This is a genomic window from Bradyrhizobium sp. CCBAU 51745 (assembly GCF_028128715.1).
Classification (GTDB): Bacteria; Pseudomonadota; Alphaproteobacteria; order Rhizobiales; family Xanthobacteraceae; genus Bradyrhizobium; species Bradyrhizobium manausense.
The window spans coordinates 42,242-60,173 of the sequence record NZ_LBJP01000090.1; the positions used below are offsets into that span (position 1 = coordinate 42,242).

General features: G+C 64.2%; 17 protein-coding genes. 1 reads left to right on the forward strand and 16 read right to left on the reverse strand.

Features of this window, described 5'->3' with window-relative positions; genetic code table 11:
* Positions 1-84: 84 nt before the first annotated feature.
* The 5 genes from XH98_RS31685 to XH98_RS31705 are packed head-to-tail and all read right to left on the reverse strand — an operon-like array spanning position 85 to position 5,468.
* Positions 85-1,107, reverse strand: coding sequence for an ABC transporter ATP-binding protein (locus XH98_RS31685; RefSeq protein ID WP_271620961.1), 1,023 nt, complete (start codon positions 1,105-1,107; stop codon positions 85-87).
* Complete coding sequence (locus XH98_RS31690) at positions 1,100-2,080, reverse strand: ABC transporter ATP-binding protein (protein WP_271620962.1); 981 nt, start codon at positions 2,078-2,080, stop codon at positions 1,100-1,102. The genes XH98_RS31685 and XH98_RS31690 overlap by 8 nt, the downstream gene beginning before the upstream one ends.
* Positions 2,077-2,898 carry an ABC transporter permease gene (locus XH98_RS31695; protein WP_271600546.1) on the reverse strand — a complete coding sequence of 274 codons (822 nt, stop codon included), beginning with the start codon at positions 2,896-2,898 and terminating at the stop codon, positions 2,077-2,079. The genes XH98_RS31690 and XH98_RS31695 overlap by 4 nt, the downstream gene beginning before the upstream one ends.
* Positions 2,895-3,818 carry an ABC transporter permease gene (locus XH98_RS31700; RefSeq protein WP_271600586.1) on the reverse strand — a complete coding sequence of 308 codons (924 nt, stop codon included), beginning with the start codon at positions 3,816-3,818 and terminating at the stop codon, positions 2,895-2,897. Before XH98_RS31700 ends, XH98_RS31695 begins: the two co-directional genes overlap by 4 nt.
* A gap of 60 nt (positions 3,819-3,878) precedes the next feature.
* A complete protein-coding gene (locus XH98_RS31705; protein WP_271620963.1) occupies positions 3,879-5,468 on the reverse strand; it encodes an ABC transporter substrate-binding protein in 1,590 nt (529 codons plus the stop codon).
* A 215-nt stretch (positions 5,469-5,683) separates the two neighbouring features.
* On the opposite strand from XH98_RS31705, the gene XH98_RS31710 reads away from it, so the two are divergent.
* Positions 5,684-6,568, forward strand: coding sequence for a hypothetical protein (locus XH98_RS31710; protein ID WP_271620964.1), 885 nt, complete (start codon positions 5,684-5,686; stop codon positions 6,566-6,568).
* Positions 6,569-6,685: 117 nt separating this feature from the next.
* On the opposite strand, the gene mtnK is transcribed toward XH98_RS31710, so the two are convergent.
* The 11 genes from mtnK to XH98_RS31765 all read right to left on the reverse strand — a co-directional run bounded on the left by mtnK (position 6,686) and on the right by XH98_RS31765 (position 17,878).
* Positions 6,686-7,972, reverse strand: a complete 1,287-nt coding sequence (gene mtnK, locus XH98_RS31715) for an S-methyl-5-thioribose kinase (RefSeq protein ID WP_271620965.1) — start codon at positions 7,970-7,972, stop codon at positions 6,686-6,688.
* 84 nt (positions 7,973-8,056) lie between these two features.
* Positions 8,057-8,404 (reverse strand): hypothetical protein, encoded by a 348-nt coding sequence (locus XH98_RS31720; protein WP_271620966.1) that lies wholly within the window; start codon positions 8,402-8,404, stop codon positions 8,057-8,059.
* Positions 8,405-8,639: 235 nt separating this feature from the next.
* On the reverse strand, positions 8,640-8,915 hold the full coding sequence (locus XH98_RS31725) for a DUF1467 family protein (protein WP_271600541.1): 276 nt from the start codon (positions 8,913-8,915) through the stop codon (positions 8,640-8,642).
* A 9-nt stretch (positions 8,916-8,924) separates the two neighbouring features.
* Positions 8,925-9,329, reverse strand: a complete 405-nt coding sequence (gene mce, locus XH98_RS31730; protein WP_271600540.1) for a methylmalonyl-CoA epimerase — start codon at positions 9,327-9,329, stop codon at positions 8,925-8,927.
* 42 nt (positions 9,330-9,371) lie between these two features.
* Complete coding sequence (locus tag XH98_RS31735; protein ID WP_271620967.1) at positions 9,372-11,042, reverse strand: ribonuclease J; 1,671 nt, start codon at positions 11,040-11,042, stop codon at positions 9,372-9,374.
* On the reverse strand, positions 11,042-11,848 hold the full coding sequence (locus XH98_RS31740; RefSeq protein ID WP_271600538.1) for a biotin--[acetyl-CoA-carboxylase] ligase: 807 nt from the start codon (positions 11,846-11,848) through the stop codon (positions 11,042-11,044). Before XH98_RS31740 ends, XH98_RS31735 begins: the two co-directional genes overlap by 1 nt.
* A gap of 1 nt (position 11,849) precedes the next feature.
* Complete coding sequence (nuoN, locus tag XH98_RS31745; protein WP_271600537.1) at positions 11,850-13,286, reverse strand: NADH-quinone oxidoreductase subunit NuoN; 1,437 nt, start codon at positions 13,284-13,286, stop codon at positions 11,850-11,852.
* Positions 13,287-13,308: 22 nt separating this feature from the next.
* Complete coding sequence (locus tag XH98_RS31750; RefSeq protein ID WP_057756185.1) at positions 13,309-14,817, reverse strand: NADH-quinone oxidoreductase subunit M; 1,509 nt, start codon at positions 14,815-14,817, stop codon at positions 13,309-13,311.
* A complete protein-coding gene (gene nuoL, locus XH98_RS31755; protein WP_271600535.1) occupies positions 14,818-16,926 on the reverse strand; it encodes an NADH-quinone oxidoreductase subunit L in 2,109 nt (702 codons plus the stop codon). It lies immediately after the preceding gene.
* A gap of 8 nt (positions 16,927-16,934) precedes the next feature.
* A complete protein-coding gene (gene nuoK / locus XH98_RS31760; RefSeq protein WP_008547737.1) occupies positions 16,935-17,243 on the reverse strand; it encodes an NADH-quinone oxidoreductase subunit NuoK in 309 nt (102 codons plus the stop codon).
* Entirely contained in the window at positions 17,240-17,878 is a 639-nt protein-coding gene (locus tag XH98_RS31765; protein ID WP_271600534.1) for an NADH-quinone oxidoreductase subunit J, read from the reverse strand. Before XH98_RS31765 ends, nuoK begins: the two co-directional genes overlap by 4 nt.
* Positions 17,879-17,932 lie beyond the last annotated feature (54 nt).

The following is a 17,932-nucleotide window of genomic DNA, read 5'->3' on the forward strand; positions in this document are numbered from 1 at the left end:
GTCTTCTCATTGCGCGAGCGCCTACCATCCGGCTGCCGATATCGAAGGCCCCTCCTCGTCATGAGGTCCTCAGCTGAAGGAATCTCAGCTCCCGGCTGACGCCATAGCTGCCTGCCCGGCAATCTCCTCGCTCCGCCAGCACCTCACTGCATGCCCATCAGGCCGCGTCTCCAGCGTCGGTCCCGGCTCGTGGCGGCACACGTCTTCCGCGTAACGGCAGCGCGGGCTGAAAGCGCATCCGTTGGGCGGATTGAGCGGGTTGGGAAGATCGCCGCCCGTCGTCGCCAGCGGTGCATGGTGGAGCGGATCGGGGATCGCCGCGATCAAGGCGCGCGTATAGGGATGCGCAGGCCGCTCGAAGATCTCGCGCCAGTCGCCGTTCTCGACGATGCGGCCGAGATACATCACGGCGACGCGGTCGCTCATATGCTCGACGACGCCGAGGTCGTGGCTGATCATGATGTAGGACAGACCAAGCGTGTCCTTCAATTCCAAGAGCAGATTGATGATCTGGGCGCGGATCGAGACGTCGAGCGCGGAGACAGGCTCGTCGCAGATGACGATCTTCGGGTTGAGGATCAGGGCACGAGCGATGCCGATGCGCTGGCGCTGGCCGCCGGAGAATTCGTGGGGGTAACGGTCGGCCTGTTCGGGCCGCAGGCCCACGTGCCGCAGCATGGTCGCGACGCGATCCTCGATCTCGCTTCTTGCGGTCACGCCATGCACGCGCAGGGGATCCTCCAGCGTGCGGCGCACCGTCTGGCGCGGATTGAGCGAGGCATAGGGATCCTGGAAGACCATCTGCACGATACGGGCGAGCGCCTTGCGATCGCCGGACGGCCTGCCCGTGATCACCTGCCCGTCCAGCACGATGCGGCCGCGCGTCGGCGCCAGAAGACCCAGGATCGACAGGGCGACCGTCGACTTGCCCGAGCCGGACTCGCCGACGAGACCGAGGCACTCGCCGCGTTTCAGATTGAGATCGACGCCGTCGACGGCGCGGAGCACCCGCCGGTTGCGGCCCAAGAGGCCGCCTCCAACAGGAAAATGAACCGCGAGATCCTCGACGCTGAGAATGAGATCGTCCTTTCCCCGCGGCTCATGCATGGTGGTGGCACCTCACCAGGCCGCCAGCCTCCAGGAAGTCCGCCGTCGGCACGACGCTCCTGCATATGTCGGTGGCATGGGCACAGCGCGGATTGAACCGGCAACCATCAGGGAAATTGGTGATGGCGGGCACGACGCCCGCAATCTCCTTGAGCCTGCTCCGGCCCAGGGCTGCGCGACTGCCGAGCCGCGGCAGCGAGTCGACCAGGCCCTGAGTGTAGGGATGCGAGGGCGTGCGAAAAATATCGGCGGAGCCGCGCTCCTCGACGATGCGGCCGGCATACATGACGGCGACGCGGCGACAGACATTGGCGACGAGGCCAAGATCATGGCTGATCATCAGGATCGCCGTGCCACGCTCGGCGCAGAGATTGCGCATCAGCTCGATGATTTCGGCCTGCACGGTGACGTCGAGCGCCGTGGTCGGCTCGTCGGCGATCAGCAAGTCCGGGCCGCAGGCGAGCGCGATGGCGATCATGACGCGCTGGCGCATGCCGCCGGAGAGCTGATGCGGATAGTCGTTCACGCGCCGCTCCGGCGCAGGCACGCGAACGCTCGCCAGCGCCTCGACCGCGAGCTGATTGGCTTCACGCCAGCTCTTGCCCTTGTGCAGCACGAACATCTCGGCGATCTGCCATCCCACCGGCGAGACCGGGTTCAGCGCCGTCATCGGCTCCTGGAAGATCATGGCGATCCTGTTGCCGCGCAGGTCGCGCTGTGCGGCCGCCGAGAGGTGCTGGATCTCCCGACCGTCAAACCGGATAACCCCGCTGCCAATCGATAACGGCGGCCGCAACAGGCCGATCAGGGCGAGCGCCGTGATGCTCTTGCCGCAGCCGGATTCACCGACGAGACCAAAAGTCTCGCCGCGGTCGATGCGGAAGGAGATGCCCTCGGCCGCGGCAACGCGCCTCTCGCCATCGTCGAGATCGATGCGCAAATCCTCGACCTCGATCAGCGGCGCGCCGGTCATGTCCGCCGGCTCCGCGAGTGGGGATCGAGAATGTCGCGCAGGCCGTCGCCGAGCAGATTGAGGCCGAGCACGGTCAGGAAGATGGCAAGGCCCGGAAACACTGACAGCCACGGCGCCGTGGTGATCTGGTCGCGGGCATCCGACAGCATGCTGCCCCAGCTCGGAAACGGCGGCCGGACGCCGAGGCCGAGGAACGACAAGGCCGCCTCCGAGAGCACCGCGCTGCCCATGCCGAGCGTGCCGATGACGACGATCGGCCCAAGCATGTTTGGCAGCAGCTGCGTCATCATGATGCGCAGATCGCCATAGCCAAGTACGGTCGCCGCCTGCACATAGCCCTGGTTCCGCAGCGACAGCGCCGAGGCGCGGGCGATGCGGCAGGTAAAGGACCAGTTGGTGAGGCCAAGCGCGATCAGGAGGCTGGTGAGGCCCGGTCCCAGCACCGCCATGATGGCGAGCGCGAAGATCAGCGAAGGGATCGCGAGCATGACATTGGTCAGGGCATTGACGACGTCATCCCACCAGCCGCCCCAATAGCCGGCACTGAGGCCTAAGGCGACGCCGATGACGCTGTTGATGAGCTGCGAGACGATGCCGACCGTGAGCGAGACGCGCGCGCCGTAGACGACGCGGGAATAGATGTCGCGGCCCTGGTCGTCGGTGCCGAACCACCAGGTCCAGCTCGGCGGCTCCTCCGCGTTCATGAGGTTGGCATCGAGGACGGGATCGGTATGGGCCAGCCAAGGGGCGAGCACGCCGACCACGATCGCAAGCGTGAACAACGTGCCACCGATGATGAGATTGGCGCGCAGCTTCATGCGTATCTGATCCTCGGGTCGATCACGCCGTAGAGCAAATCGACCAGCAGGTTGATCGCGAGAAAGGCCAGCACCACCACGAGAATGGAGCCCTGGACGGCAGGAATATCACGCTGCAAGACACTGTCCACCAGCAGCGAGCCGATGCCCGGCCAGGAGAACAGCTTTTCGACGACGACCGCCTGCCCCATCAACCCGCCGAATTGCAGGCCGACGGTGGTGAGAATGATCACGAGCGCGTTGCGCATCACATGCCACTTCACCACGCGCGTCTCGCTCATGCCCTTGGAGCGTGCGGTGCGGACAAAATCGGCCGTCATGATCTCGAGGACGGCGGCGCGCGTGGTCCGGGCAAACAGCGCCATCGGCGAGACGCCGAGGGTCAGGGCCGGCAGCAGCAGATATTTCAGGCCGCCATCGCCATAGCCGAAACTCGGCAGCCAGCCGAGCTTCAGCGCGAAGACATACATGATCACCAATCCGAGCCAGAACTTGGCAATCGACAGCCCCGTCACCGCGACGATCATCGCCGCACTGTCGACGAGGCCGCCCGGCCGCAACGCGGCGATGAAGCCGAGCGGCACCCCGAGCAGGACGGAAAACGCCATGGCGGTGAAGATCAGCTGCAGCGTCGGCCATGCCCGCTTGGCGAGCATCGCCGTAACGGGCTCGCGTGTCCGGAACGAGGTCCCGAAATCACCGGTGGCGAGCTTGGCGATATAGGCACCGAAACGCACATAGACGGGATCGTCGAGGCCAAGCTGTTTCTTCAAGCGCAACTCGACCTGCGGATCGGCGTCATCGCTCATCGACGAGACGATGCTGCCGGGAACGACGCTGAACAGAACGAAGACCAGCAACACGACGGCGAGCACGGTCGGGATGGTTTGCAGCAGACGACGGATCAGGAAGGAGAGCATCGGCACTTTCTTCCGTCCCTCCACCGCTCGATCGCGATGGAGGGAGCACGAGAATGCGTGTCATTTCGCGGGCGAAGTGTCGTCAACCCACAGCTCCTCGGTATTCTGATGGGTCAGCTCCGTCGGGTTCTTCTGGATGCCGTGGAGCCAGGGCTGCACGGCCATGACGGCCTTGTTGTAGTTGAAGAACCAGACCGGCGCTTCCTCATAGAGGAACGCATTGGCCTTTTGCAGCAGCTGGGTGCGCTTGGCAGAGTCGTCGGTCTGTCCCGCCTCGTCGAGGATCTTGTCGAAGTCGGGATTCCTGAAATTGGTGTAGTTGCAGGCCGCCTGTGGCGTCGACGAGTGGAAGCATTTGAGGGCTGCCAGCGGATCCGGTCCGCTCTGCTGGGAATAGACGTAGGCCTGGTAGTCGCCGGTGCGCACCACCTCGGCCAGCACCGCGGTCTCGACCTGCTTGACCTTGGCCTTGATGCCGACCTTGTCCAGCATCGGGATGACCGCCGAGACGATCGGCAGGCCCCAGCTTTCATTCTGGCTGGTGGTCCATTCGAATTCGAAGCCCTGGGGATAGCCGGCCTCGCTAAGCAGCTGCTTGGCCTTGGCGGGATCATAGGGATACGGCTTCATCGTCTTGTCGTAGGCGGGCGAGGTCAGCGGCAGCCAGCTGGTGGCGCGATAGGCCTTGTCCTTGACCAGCTTGCTGATGATCAAATCGGAATCGATCGCGTAGTTGATCGCCTGCCGAACGCGCTTGTCGGCGAACGGCTTGAACGCGGGATTCATCCCCATGTAGCGCGTGAAGACTTCGGCAACCTCGACGATGGTGCCCTTGAGATTGGGGTCGGCCTGATAGGCGACGTACTGCGCCGGTCCGAGCACCGAGGTGTCGATTTCCTTGTTGCGGAAGGCGACATCACGCGCCGCGGCCTCGCCCATGATCGAAACGACGACCTTGTCGGCATAGGGCTTGCCGGGCTTGTAGAACTTGTCCCACCGCTCCAAGACGATGCGCGAGCCCGGCACGTGCTCGACGAACTTGAAGGGACCGAGACCGATCGGGTGCTGGATGAAGCTGTCCTTGGCGCCTTCGTCGGCGGGATAGATCGACGTCAGCGCAGTGAAGAAATAGAAGCCGGGATCGACCTTTTCGGTCAGCTTCATCTCGAGGGTGAAATCGTCGATCTTCTTCAGGCCGGAGATCTCCTTGGCCTGGCCCTTCTCGATCGCGGCTGCGCCCTCGATGATCCGGACATAGCGCGCGCCGGGATAGGCCTTGGTGCCGTCCATGATGCGGTTGAAGGTCCAGAGGATGTCGTCGGCCGTCATCTTGCGGCCATTGTGGAAATAGGCGTCGTCGCGGAGCTTGAAGGTGTGAACGAGACCGCCGCCCGAGACGACGACCTCCTTCGCAAGCTCTGGCACCGGCTTTCCTTCCGCGGAGTCCCAGGTGTAGAGCGAGCGATGCAGCGCCTTGGCGTAGATCTCGTCCTGGGCGCGCTGGGTGGTGTGGATGTCGAGGCTGGTGAAGCTCGAACCGTAGGGCGCGGTCATGCGGATGGTCCCGCCCTTGCGTGGGGTCTGGGCCTCCGCCGATCCGGCAAGTGCCAATGCCATCCCCGCGACGATCGCCGTCATCCTGAACATCATGTGGTCTCCCAATAGCGCAGGTATTTCGATCACGGATTTGATCATTCACTGCCCGTCGAACGCAAGCTTCGTTTTGAGGGCGGTCGATGTCGGTTCCTGAGGCAGGGCGCCTGATGACGCGGTGCGTCATCGCGCCGCCAGGGGCAGTGAACATTTTTCGCGATCGACGCGACCAAGCCTGGGATCGTTATCTGAGCCCCAGGGATCGCGAAACAATGATGCGCGGAACGTTAGGTATCTTGCTCGCGGGCAGCCTGGTTGCCGCGACGGCGGCGATGGCGATCCCCGTCACGCCGGACCCTGACAGGGACGGCCCCGCTGACGGCATCGACGTCGGCTGGTACCGCAGTTCGGGAGCAAACACCTATGTCGACGAAACCTGGTGGGCGACCAGGAACCGCTGCACGCCCGATTATCTCGGCGAACGCTTGATCTGCGGCGCGCTGCGGATTTTGGCGCGGGCCGCCAGCCGGACCTTCGAGGCCAAAATGTCCGATGATGCCGGCCTGCCGCTGCCGGCCAGCTGGGAGCTGATGACCGCGAAGAACGCCTTCTTCATCCGCTCGGGTCAAGTAGAGACGCCGCTCGATCTCGCAACCGTAGCCAGCTTCTATCGCGCCGCGCTCGGACAGCGCGGCTGGATCGAGAAGGACGGCGCGGTGATCACGCCTGACAGGGCCGAGATCGCCTTCACGACACCGGACGGACCGGCGATGCTCCGGCTCACTCGCCAAGACAACAGGACCATCGTCGACCTGTCCGTGCGCAAGCGTGCGGACGCGACGGCCGGTATCCCGCCCAAGCCGGGGCAAGTGAGGCTGATGCTCGGCAATGAGACCGATGAAGCGGCCGCCGTCAACGTCAACGAGCGGACCATCAGCCTGGCGCCGCATGTGGGAGAAAAACTGGCGCATACCGACGACGCAGCGAGCGAAGGGTCTGACATCCAAAAGATCGATCTGCCGCCGGGAAAGCACAGGATCACCGTCAAGGTCGAGGGCAACGCGGCCCGGAGCCGGGAGCTCGAGGTCGCAGCGAATGAGACCTGGGGTCTGCTGGTCGGCCCGGACGGCGCTCCGCTCCCGATACGGCTGTATTGAGCGCGACGCTGTCTCCCCGTCATTGCGAGCGCAGCGAAGCAATCCAGAATCTTTCCGCGGCAGCAGTCCGGATTGCTTCGCTACGCTCGCAATGACGGAGCGCAAAGAAGCGCTCCGTCAGCCCGTCAGCTCCGGCTGCCAGTCCCGCAGCTTCCGCGCCGCGCCGGTGACGTCGGCGACCGTCCGGAACGCTGCCGCCTCCACCATCATCCCGCGCGCGAGCCTGATAGCGCGCGCCTCGCTCACCGCCCGCTTGCGCGGATCCTCGATCAGCTCGAAATCGATGTTGTGGGCGAGGCCGAAGATGCGGCGAATGGTTTTGGCAGCGGCGAAACCGACGGTGTCGGTGAACAGGCGCTGCATGTAGGCTTGCCGCTCGGCTTCGAGCCGCATCGCGCCCTTCTCGCCGGCAAAGAGCGAGACCGGATAGGCATCGCCGCTCGCCTCCGACCGCCAGAGCTCGAGGAATTTTCGCGCGAATTCGTTCCAGACCTGGTCGACCGTCTCCAGCACCCAGGCTTCGAATTCGCGCCGCACGCCCGGCGCTCCCTCATGGCCGGCGGAGGCGAAATAGGCCATCAGGAGATTGGCCAGCACCGCGCCGACATCGAACCCCATCGGACCGAAGAAGGCGAATTCGGGATCGATCACCCGCGTCTCTGACGCCGTCACCATGATCGAGCCGGTGTGGAGATCGCCATGCAGCAGCGCCTCTGGGCTTGCCAAGAATTTCAGCTTCAGCCTGCTGATCGCGACATGGAGCTCCATGTCCTCGCGCAAGGATGCGGCGAGGCCATCGAGATAGGGTGCGGTCCAGCGGTTCTGCTCGGCGATGCGATAGGGGTCGGTGAAGATCAGATCCTCGGTGATCTTGCAGAGCGCATGATTGCCGGCGAAGGCCGCGATGGCTTCCTTCTTCTCGGCGGCCGCAAGCGCGAGATCGGAGGTGAAGAACAGCGTCCGCGCCATGAAGGTGGTGATGTCGTCGACGAAGCGCGGATATTGCACTCCTGCGACCAGGCCCTTGCGCATGATGATGTGGGGCTCGAGCAGCTCCATCACGGTGAGCGCGAGTGTCTCGTTGTGATGCAGCAAGGCGGGCACCAGGCGAGGTGCGAGCTTGGCCTGCCGGGACAGTGCCAGATATTCGTAATGCGCCCGCGACAGCGGCAGCGGCCAGCTCTCGCCGACGAGGCGGACGTAAGGCAGCGCCTGCTTCACGGCGATGCCGCCGCTGGCGCCTTTCACGATGAAGACGAGATTGAGATTGCCGTCGCCGACCTCGGTGATGGACCAGGCGGTTGGCGCGCCGCCAAGCAGCGCCGCGATGTCGGGCAGGCCCGCGAGATAATCCCGCAAGGCCGCTTCCTGAAGAATCCGGTAATCCCCCTGCCCGTGCGCCATGACGATCCCTTCCCATTATTTGAGCATGATCTTCCCGGAAAACCGCTTCACACTTTTCCGGATCATGCTTGATGGTCCGGATCGTTACTCCCGCTCCAGGAAGCTCGAGCCGATCTCGGCCTTTCTTTTGATGGGATCGTAATCACAATAAACGCTGTCCGCCACCAGCGTGTAGCTGGCATAGACGTTGTATTTATCTGTCTTGACCGAGTTCAGGCCGATCACCGAGGTGCTTTTGCCGCCGTTCCACTTGAACGGCGTCGAGCTCTTGGCCTGCTCGCAGGCCAACACGGCCTCGTTGAAGACATAGCCCTCGACGAACGCCTTCAGCGTTCGCACCTGCACAGCCATCTTCCACTCGACATAGCCGATCGCTCCGAGGCCGGCGACCACAAGCACCAGCAGCGCGACGACGATCCTCTGAAAAGTCATTCGTTCCCCCAACAACAAACAGACTCAAAATTCTAAGCGAGTAGCGAGACCAAACAAGGTCCCACCGTGGTGCTGTACCTCTCCCGAAGGGAGAGGTCGGATCGCATCGAAAGATGCGATCCGGGTGAGGGGTCACGGTCTCACCGTCTATTGCGGTCCCTCACCCGGATTGCACCGGACGATGCTTCGCATCGCCAGCAGCAATCCGACCTCTCCCCTCCGGGGAGAGGTGAAACTAAAACGGCATTCCCATCATCTTCGACAGCCGCTCGAGCGAGAGATAGCCGGCGTGATAGGCGGCAAGGCCGAGGCCGTAGATGATCGCCGAGATGATCGTTGTCCAGATCAGCTTGCGCTTCATGCCGGTCAGGATAGGCGCGCCAGGGTCGGTGCCGGGCGCGCCGACACCGTCCTCGTGCTGGCTGCGCACGCCGAACGGCAGCGTCAAGAACAGCGCGATCCACCAGATGACGAAGTAGATCGCGAGCGCGGTTGAAATCTGGACGGCCATGATCCGGTCTTACGCCTGCTCGATCTCGACCAGCGCGCCGGAAAAATCCTTCGGGTGCAGGAACAGCACCGGCTTGCCATGGGCGCCGATCTTCGGCACGCCGTCGCCGAGCACGCGCGCGCCCTCCTTCACCAGCGTATCGCGCGAGGCGATGATGTCGACGACCTCGTAGCAGACGTGATGGATGCCGCCGTCGGGGTTGCGCTCGAGGAATTTTGCGATCGGCGAGGCCTCGCCGAGCGGCTCGATGAACTCGATCTTGGTGTTGGGGAGCGTCGCGAACACGGTGATAACGCCATGCTCGGGCAGCGGCACGGCCTCGGAGATCACCGCGCCGAACGCCGCGCCGTAAATTTTTGCGGCCTTGACGGCATCCTTGGTCGCGATCGCGACGTGGTTGAGGCGACCCAGCATGTTCCTTCTCCCTCAGCGCGTGATGCGAAGACCACGCTCAGCCTACACTGTCAGGACGTGGACCAGACAGGGGGGCTTCTTGCCCCAATTTTCGTTGATGACGGCCCGGACGGCGCGTCGCACTGATTCCGCCAGCGCATCCGGATCCCGCCGGCGCGCCTTTGGCAGGCCCTCGACCGTGGACATCACGGCATCGAAAACCAGGTCGTCAAAAGTCTCGCCCGCCCTGTTCTTTTCGGGGATTCCGACCAGATCGACCTCGGGCTCGTCGGCAAGCTCGCCCTGCGCGGTCATGGCGATGGCGACGAAGGCGCAGCCGGAGAATGCCATGCGGCGGCGCTCGACCACGGCGCGGGACTTGGAATCCTCGAGAATGGTGCCGTCCTTGTAGAGCCGACCTGAAGGCACCTCGCCGACCACGCCGGGATCGCCCGGGCCGAGCTTGACGAGGTCGCCGTTGCGAATGACCAGCACGCGCGGCACGCCGGCGGCGCGCGCGAGCTTGGCGTGCTCGTTCAGGTGCAGGGCTTCGCCGTGGACGGGGATCAGGAGCTGCGGCTTTACCCAGGAGATCATGTCGCGCAGCTCATCGCGGCGCGGATGGCCGGAGACATGGACCAGATGGTCGCGGTCGGTGAGGACCTCGACGCCCTGCAGCACCAGATTGTTGATGATCGAGCCGACCGCCTTCTCGTTGCCGGGAATGGTGCGCGAGGAGAAGATCACGCTGTCGCCGCGGTTGAGCGTGATCTCAGGGTGGTCGTCATTGGCGATGCGGGCGAGCGCCGCGCGGGGTTCGCCCTGGCTGCCGGTGCACAGCGCCAGCACCTTGTCCTGCGGCAGATGGCCGTAAATCTCGGGCGAGCGGAAATTCTGCACGCCGTCGAGATAGCCGGTCTCGCGCGCGACCTGCACCACGCGTTCCATGGCGCGGCCGACCACGACGACCTCGCGGTCAGCAGCTTTCGCGGCATCGGCGACGGCCTTGATCCGGGCGACGTTGGAGGCGAAGGTCGTGACCGCGACGCGGCCCTTTGCCGACTTCACGAGATCGATGATGGTGCGGGCGACCTCGGCTTCCGACGGCGAGCGGCCGTCGCGCACCGCGTTGGTGGAATCGCCGATAAGAGCGAGCACGCCCTCCTCGCCGAGCTCGCGCAGCCGCTTCTCGTCGGTCGGACGTCCCAAGGTCGGGGTCGGATCGATTTTCCAGTCGCCGGTGTGCAGCACCAATCCGGCCTCGGTGTGGATCGCCAGCGCATGCGCTTCCGGAATCGAATGAGCGACCGGGATGAACTCGACATTGAATGGGCCGACATCGATTCGGCCCCCCGACGGGACCACGGTGACCGGGATCACGGGCGCATTGCGCTCGGCGGCGCATTTGGCCTCGAACAGCGCTGCGCTGAATTGCGTTGCGTAGATCGGGCATTTCAGTTTCGGCCAGAGGTCGATGATGGCGCCGAAATGGTCCTCATGGGCGTGCGTCAGCACCAGGCCCATCAGATTCTTGCGTTCCTTCTCCAGGAAGCTGATGTCGGGCATGATCAAATCGATGCCGGGCAGATGCTCCTCGTCACCGAAGGAGACGCCGAGATCGACCGCCAACCAGGAACGCTGGTGGCGGTTGCCAAGGCCATAGATCGACAGGTTCATACCGATCTCGCCGACACCGCCGAGCGGCGCAAATACCAGTTCGTCGGGCCTCGCCATCACGCAGCTCCCACCGACCGGGCCGGCCCGAAGAACACTTCGCCCGCCGCCACGGGCACAAGGCGGCCCTCCGCGGTGCGGACGATCAGGCAGCCGGTTTCGTCGATCGTGTCGAAGATGCCTTCCAAGACCGTGGTTCCCGTATGGATCGCGATCGGCTCGCCCAGGCGGGCGGCGCGCTGCAGCCACAGCTTACGGATCTCGGCAAAGCCGCGGCCATTGTCCCAAATGCCGCGAAATTCGACCCAGGCGTCCGACAGCGCCGCGAACAGCTCTTCCGCGCTGATCTGGACGCCGAGGGCGGCGAGCGACACCGCGGGCGTCGGCGTGCCCTCGGGAGCCGCCACGATGTTGGTGCCGATACCGACCACGATGGCGAGGCGATCGCCGACAGCTTCGGCCTCGAGGCCAATGCCGACCAGCTTCTTGCCGTCGGCGAGGACGTCGTTGGGCCATTTCAGGGCGTAGCGCGGCCTGCCCTCGCCGAGCCGTAGCGCGGCCTCGAGGCTGACCTTCTCCAAGGCGGCCTCCTCGGCCAGCCCGGCGGCGAAGCCGATCGTAGCAGCCACCGCAGGGGCGACGTCGAGGACTTCGAGGACGCTGGCGGCGAGATTACCCTTGGGCGCGATCCAGGGGCGCTGGCGGCGACCGCGGCCGGCGGTCTGCTCCGATGTGACGAACCAGATCGGGCCGCGTTCGCCGGCGCGGGCCGCTTCGATGGCATCGGCATTGGTCGAGCCGGTCCGCTCAAGGGCGGCGAGCTTGTAGCCGGCCGCGATCGCGCGAGGACCGAGCGCGAACCCCATCCTAAAACAGCGATTTTGCTGCGGCGGAGGCGACGCTCACCACCGGCCCCGCAAACAGGGCGAACAGCAGGTTGAACAGGCCCGCGACCGCGAGCACCGTCTTGACCTCGACTCTGACGGGATCAACCTGGCCGGCCGGCTCGTCGAAATACATGGTCTTGACGATGGCCAGATAGTAGTAGGCGCCCACGACGCTGGAGAGCACGCCGATCACGGCCAGCGTGAACAAATTCGCCTTGATGGCGGCGACGAAGACGTACCATTTGGCAAAGAAGCCGGCGAGCGGCGGAATGCCGGCCAGCGAGAACAGCAGCATCGCGAACATGAAGGCGAGCAGCGGGTTGGTGCGGGAGAGACCGGCGAAATCGCTGATCTGCTCGACGGCCTGGCCGTTGCGCTTCATGGCGAGGATGATCGAGAACGAGCCGAGCGTCATCGCGACATAGATCACGATGTACATCAGCACGCCCTGCGCGCCTTCGACGGTGCCGGAGGCGAGGCCGACCAGGGCAAAGCCCATATGGCCGATCGAGGAATAGGCCATCAGGCGCTTGATGTTGCTCTGGCCGATCGCGGCGAACGAGCCCAGCACCATCGAGGCGATCGCCACGAACACCAGGATCTGCTGCCATTGCGAGACGATGCCGGGGAACGCCGTCAGCGTGACGCGGGTGAAGACCGCGAGCGCCGCGACCTTCGGCGCGGAAGCGAAGAAGGCAGTGACCGGCGTCGGCGCGCCCTCATACACGTCCGGCGTCCACATGTGGAACGGCACGGCCGAGACCTTGAAGCAGAGGCCGGCGAGCAGGAAGACCAGGCCGAACACCAGGCCGACATTCGCGGCGGTCGCGGCCGTTGCGATGCCGGTGAAGCTGACGGTGCCGGTGAAGCCGTAGACCAGCGAGGCGCCATACAGCAGCATGCCCGATGACAGCGCGCCCAGCACGAAATACTTCAGGCCGGCCTCGGTGGACTTGGCGTTGTCCCGGTTCGAGGCCGCCACGACGTAGAGCGCGAGCGACATCAACTCGAGGCCGAGATAGAGCGAGATCAGGTCGCCGGCCGAGATCAGCACCATCATGCCGAGGGTCGAGAGCAGCACCAGAATGGCGTATTCGAAGATGCGGCGCGACGCGTCAGCCAGGAACTCGGTCGACAGGATCAGCGTCACGGCCGAGCCGATCAGGGCCAGGATCTTCATGAAGCGGGCGAAGTCGTCGACGATGAAGCTGCCGCCGAACGTCACCTGCTTGCCCGCGGGCAGCGTGTATTCGAGCACGCCGACCAAGATCAGCAGCAGCACCGCGAGCGTCGTCACCGCGCCGGTGGTCCCCTGCCCGCGATAAGCGCCGAGCATCAGAAGCGCCATGGCGCCGATCGCGAGCACGATCTCGGGCAGCACCGGCGCCAGTTGATAACCTGCAGTCGTAATGCTCATGACGATATCCTGACCTGCCCGATCACTGGAGCAGTGCGGCGGCCTTCACGGCCGTCACAGCGGTGTTGTAGTTATTGACGAGTTGCTGAACCGAGGCGGCCGACATGTCGAGCACCGGCTTCGGATAGACGCCGAACAGGATCGTCAGCGCGATCAGCGGGAACAGGGTCACGCATTCGCGCAAGGTGAGATCCTTCATGCTCATCAGCGTCGGCTTCACCAGCGCCCCGAACACGACCTTGCGGTAGAGCCACAGCGCATAGCCAGCCGACAGGATCACGCCTGTCGTGGCGAAGAAGGCGGTCGGGATCGAGACCTTGAAGGTGCCGAGCAGCGTCATGAACTCGCCGACGAAGCCTGAGGTGCCGGGCAGACCGACGTTGGCCATGGTGAAGACCATGAAGGTCAGCGCGTAGAGCGGCATCCGGTTGACGAGGCCGCCATAGGCCGCGATCTCGCGGGTGTGCAGGCGGTCGTAGACGACGCCGACGCAGAGGAACAGCGCGCCCGAGACGATGCCGTGCGAGATCATCTGGAACATGCCGCCGGCGACGCCCTGCATGGTGCCGGCGAAGATGCCCATGGTGACGAAGCCCATATGCGCGACCGACGAGTATGCGATCAGCTTCTTCATGTCCTCCTGCATCAACGCCACCAGCGAGGTGTAGATGATGGCAATCACGGACAGGGTGAAGATCAGCGGCGCGAAGTCGTGCGAGGCCAGCGGGAACATCGGCAGCGAGAAGCGCAGGAAGCCGTAGCCGCCCATCTTCAGGAGGATCGCCGCGAGCACCACGGAGCCCGCGGTCGGCGCCTCGACGTGCGCATCGGGAAGCCAGGTGTGCACCGGCCACATCGGCATCTTCACCGCGAAGGAGGCGAAGAAGGCGAGCCAGGCCCAGGTCTGCAACGATCGCGGCACGGCGGTGTGCATCAGGGTCGGGATGTCGGTGGTGCCACCGTTCCAGTACAGCGCCATGATGGCGAGCAGCATCAACACCGAGCCGAGCAGCGTGTAGAGGAAGAACTTGAACGACGCATAGACCCGGCGCGGACCGCCCCAGACGCCGATGATCAGGAACATCGGGATCAGGCCGCCCTCGAAGAACAGGTAGAACAGCACGAGATCGAGCGCCGAGAAGGTGCCGATCATCAGCGTTTCCAGGATCAGGAACGCCATCATGTATTCGCGGACGCGGTTCGAGATCGCCTTCCAGCTCGCGATGATGCAGAACGGCATGATTGCGGTGGTCAGGATCACCAGCGGCAGCGAGATGCCGTCGACGCCCATGTGATAGGTGATGCCGGTGGCGAGCCAGGCCGACTTCTCGACGAACTGGAAGTCGGCATTACCAGGGTCGAAGCGCATGACCAGGATCACCGACACGGCGAAGGTGATGATCGTGGTCCACAGCGCGATCCAGCGCGAATTGCTCCTGCTAGCCTCGTCGTCACCGCGGCTCAGGTAGACGATCAGCGCGCCGACCAGCGGCAGGAACGTCGTGACCGAAAGGATGGGCCAGGTTGTCATTTACTGGCCTCCAAAGCCGAACATGAACCAGGTGATCAGGCCGGCGGCGCCGATCAGCATGGCGAATGCATAGTGATAGAGATAGCCGGTCTGGATCTTGACGACGTTGCGGGTGATATCCAGCACGCGGGCGGAGACGCCGTCGGGGCCGAAGCCGTCGATGATGAAGCCGTCGCCCTTCTTCCAGAGCTGGTAGCCGATCCACTTCGCCGGACGGACGAAGATGAGATCGTAGAGCTCGTCGAAGTACCATTTGTTGAGCAGGAACTGGTACAGCATCGGCTGCGTGTTCGCGAGCTCGACCGGCAAATACGGTTTGCGGATGTAGAAGGTGTAGGACACCAGGAAGCCACCGACCATCATCACGAAGGGCAGCCAGCCGAGCAGATGCGGCATGTGCTCCATATCCTCGAGGATATGCGGGTTCATCTTCACGGACTCGCGGAAGAACTCCTCCACGCCGTGCGGTCCGGTGAACAGTTCCTTGAACGGGAAACCGGCCAGCACGGAGCCGACGGCGAGCACACCGATCGGGATCAGCATCCAGATCGGGCTTTCATGCGCGGCTTCGTAATGCTCCTGGTCGTGGGGTTCGCCGAAGAAGGTCTTGAACACCAGACGCCAGGAATAGAACGAGGTCAGGCCGGCGGCGACGATCGTCAGCAGATAGGCGTAGGTCGAGAACGGGTTATGCGAGGCATAGGCGGATTCGATGATCGCGTCCTTGGAGAAGTAGCCCGCGAACAGCGGGAAGCCGGTCAGCGCCAGCGTGCCGACGGTCATCACCGCGAACGTGTACGGGATCTTCTTCCAGAGGCCGCCCATGTTGCGGATGTCCTGCTCGTGGTGCATCGCGTAGATCACCGAGCCGGAGCCCAGGAACAGCAGCGCCTTGAAGAAGGCGTGCGTGAACAGATGGAACATGCCGACCGAATAGGCCCCAGCTCCCATCGCCACGAACATGTAGCCGAGCTGCGAACAGGTCGAGTAGGCGACGATGCGCTTGATGTCGTTCTGGACGAGACCGACGGTCGCGGCGAAGAACGCCGTGGTGGCGCCGAAGAACATCACGACGGCCTGCGCGTTCGGGGCGAGCTCGAACAGCGGCGACAGCCGCGCCACCATGAACACGCCGGCGGTGACCATGGTCGCGGCGTGGATCAGCGCCGACACGGGGGTCGGGCCTTCCATCGCGTCCGGCAACCAGGTGTGCAGCAGGAACTGCGCCGACTTGCCCATCGCGCCCATGAACAGCAGCACGCAGGTCAGCGTCAGCGCATCGGCATTCCAGCCGAAGAAGTTGATAGTCTTGCCGGTGAGGCCGGGCGCGGCATGGAAGATGGTCTCGAAATCGGTCGAGCCGACCAGCGCGAAGATCGCGAAGATGCCGAGCGCGAAGCCGAAGTCGCCGACGCGGTTGACCACGAAGGCCTTGATGGCGGCGGCGTTGGCCGACGGCTTCTGGTACCAGAAGCCGATCAGGAGGTAGCTCGCCAGGCCCACGCCTTCCCAGCCGAAGAACAGCTGCACGAGGTTGTCGGCCGTCACCAGCATCAGCATGGCGAAGGTGAACAGCGAGAGGTAGCCGAAGAAGCGCGGCCGGTACGGATCCTCGTCCATGTAACCGATGGAATAGAGGTGCACGAGCGAGGACACCGTCGTCACCACCACCAGCATCACGGCGGTGAGCGTGTCGACGCGCAAGCTCCACCAGACTTCGAGCTCGCCGGAGAATATCCAGGGCAGCAGCTGGTAGCGGACGTCGTGGCCGTTGAAGCCGACATCCACCAGCGTCATCCAGGACAGCGCCGCCGAGACGAACAGCAGCGCCGTCGTGATCAGCTCGGCACCGCGCGAGCCGGCTGCGGCCGGCTCGGCCGGGCCGTGACCGTGGTCATCATGCCCGTCGCCGGGCTCGTGATGAGACTCGTGGATGACGGACGCATCCTCGTTGATCGTATCGGACGCATGGGCGTGCGCACCATGGCCGTGATCGCCGTGATGCTCGACCTCGTCGCCCGAGGGGTTGCGGCCGTGCGCGCCGACGAGCGAGATCAGGCCGGCCAGAATGGCGCCCAGCAGCGGCAGAAAAACGATTGCCTGAACCATTTGAGAGCTCAGCCCTTCATCAGATTGACGTCCTCAACCGCGATCGAGCCGCGGTTGCGGAAATAGACCACCAGGATGGCAAGGCCGATCGCGGCTTCGGCGGCCGCAACGGTCAAGACCAGCAGCGCGAAGACCTGACCGACGATGTCGCCGAGGAAGGTCGAGAATGCCACCAGGTTGATGTTGACCGAGAGCAGGATCAGCTCGATCGACATCAGGATGACGATGATGTTCTTGCGATTCAGGAAGATGCCGAGGATGCCGAGCGTGAACAGGATCGCGCCGACCGCCAGATAATGTCCGAGCCCGATCGTCATTTCACCCACTCCGCCGCGTCGGCATCCGAGAGCCCCTGCCCCGGCGCCACCTGGCGCATCGCCATCGCCATGTCGGGCGTGCGTGCGTTCTGAACGTTGATGTCCTGCCGCTTCACGCTCGCCTTGTGGCGCAGTGTCAGCACGATGGCGCCGATCATGGCGACCAGCAGCACCATGCCCGCAAGCTGGAAGTAGTGGATGTACTTCGTATAGAGCACGAGGCCGAGCGCCTCGGTGTTCGAGACGTTGCTCGGGATCGGCGACGTGATGGTCTTGCTGACGGTCGGGTTGATGACCCAGGCGCCGACGGTCAAGAGCAGCTCGAACAGGAAGATGCCGCCGATCACGACGCCGACCGGCAGGTACTGGATGAAGCCTTCGCGCAGCTCGAGGAAGTCGACATCGAGCATCATGATCACGAACAGGAACAGCACCGCGACCGCGCCGACATAGACGACGATCAGCATCATGCCGAGGAATTCGGCGCCCATCAGCACGAACAGGCCGGAGGCGTTGACGAAGGCCAGGATCAGGTACAGCACGGAGTGCACGGGATTGCGCGAGACAATCACCATCACGGCCGAGGCGACGCAGACGGTTGCGAAGAGATAAAAGAAGAGCGCGGGAAGGATCATCGAGAAACTCCCGTCATTCCGGGGCGCGCGCCAGCGCGAACCCGGAACCCAGAG

Coding starts and splice junctions, on each gene's coding strand:
- XH98_RS31750 (WP_057756185.1), bottom strand. CDS start 14,817: ATGACAACCTGGCCCATCCTTTCGGTCACGACGTTCCTGCCGCTGGTC.
- XH98_RS31685 (WP_271620961.1), bottom strand. CDS start 1,107: ATGCATGAGCCGCGGGGAAAGGACGATCTCATTCTCAGCGTCGAGGAT.
- XH98_RS31710 (WP_271620964.1), top strand. CDS start 5,684: ATGATGCGCGGAACGTTAGGTATCTTGCTCGCGGGCAGCCTGGTTGCC.
- mce (WP_271600540.1), bottom strand. CDS start 9,329: ATGCTGGGTCGCCTCAACCACGTCGCGATCGCGACCAAGGATGCCGTC.
- XH98_RS31765 (WP_271600534.1), bottom strand. CDS start 17,878: ATGATCCTTCCCGCGCTCTTCTTTTATCTCTTCGCAACCGTCTGCGTC.
- mtnK (WP_271620965.1), bottom strand. CDS start 7,972: ATGGCGCACGGGCAGGGGGATTACCGGATTCTTCAGGAAGCGGCCTTG.
- XH98_RS31705 (WP_271620963.1), bottom strand. CDS start 5,468: ATGATGTTCAGGATGACGGCGATCGTCGCGGGGATGGCATTGGCACTT.
- XH98_RS31735 (WP_271620967.1), bottom strand. CDS start 11,042: ATGGCGAGGCCCGACGAACTGGTATTTGCGCCGCTCGGCGGTGTCGGC.
- nuoN (WP_271600537.1), bottom strand. CDS start 13,286: ATGAGCATTACGACTGCAGGTTATCAACTGGCGCCGGTGCTGCCCGAG.
- XH98_RS31725 (WP_271600541.1), bottom strand. CDS start 8,915: ATGGCCGTCCAGATTTCAACCGCGCTCGCGATCTACTTCGTCATCTGG.
- nuoL (WP_271600535.1), bottom strand. CDS start 16,926: ATGGTTCAGGCAATCGTTTTTCTGCCGCTGCTGGGCGCCATTCTGGCC.
- XH98_RS31740 (WP_271600538.1), bottom strand. CDS start 11,848: ATGGGGTTCGCGCTCGGTCCTCGCGCGATCGCGGCCGGCTACAAGCTC.
- XH98_RS31720 (WP_271620966.1), bottom strand. CDS start 8,404: ATGACTTTTCAGAGGATCGTCGTCGCGCTGCTGGTGCTTGTGGTCGCC.
- XH98_RS31700 (WP_271600586.1), bottom strand. CDS start 3,818: ATGCTCTCCTTCCTGATCCGTCGTCTGCTGCAAACCATCCCGACCGTG.
- XH98_RS31695 (WP_271600546.1), bottom strand. CDS start 2,898: ATGAAGCTGCGCGCCAATCTCATCATCGGTGGCACGTTGTTCACGCTT.
- nuoK (WP_008547737.1), bottom strand. CDS start 17,243: ATGACGATCGGGCTCGGACATTATCTGGCGGTCGGCGCGATCCTGTTC.
- XH98_RS31690 (WP_271620962.1), bottom strand. CDS start 2,080: ATGACCGGCGCGCCGCTGATCGAGGTCGAGGATTTGCGCATCGATCTC.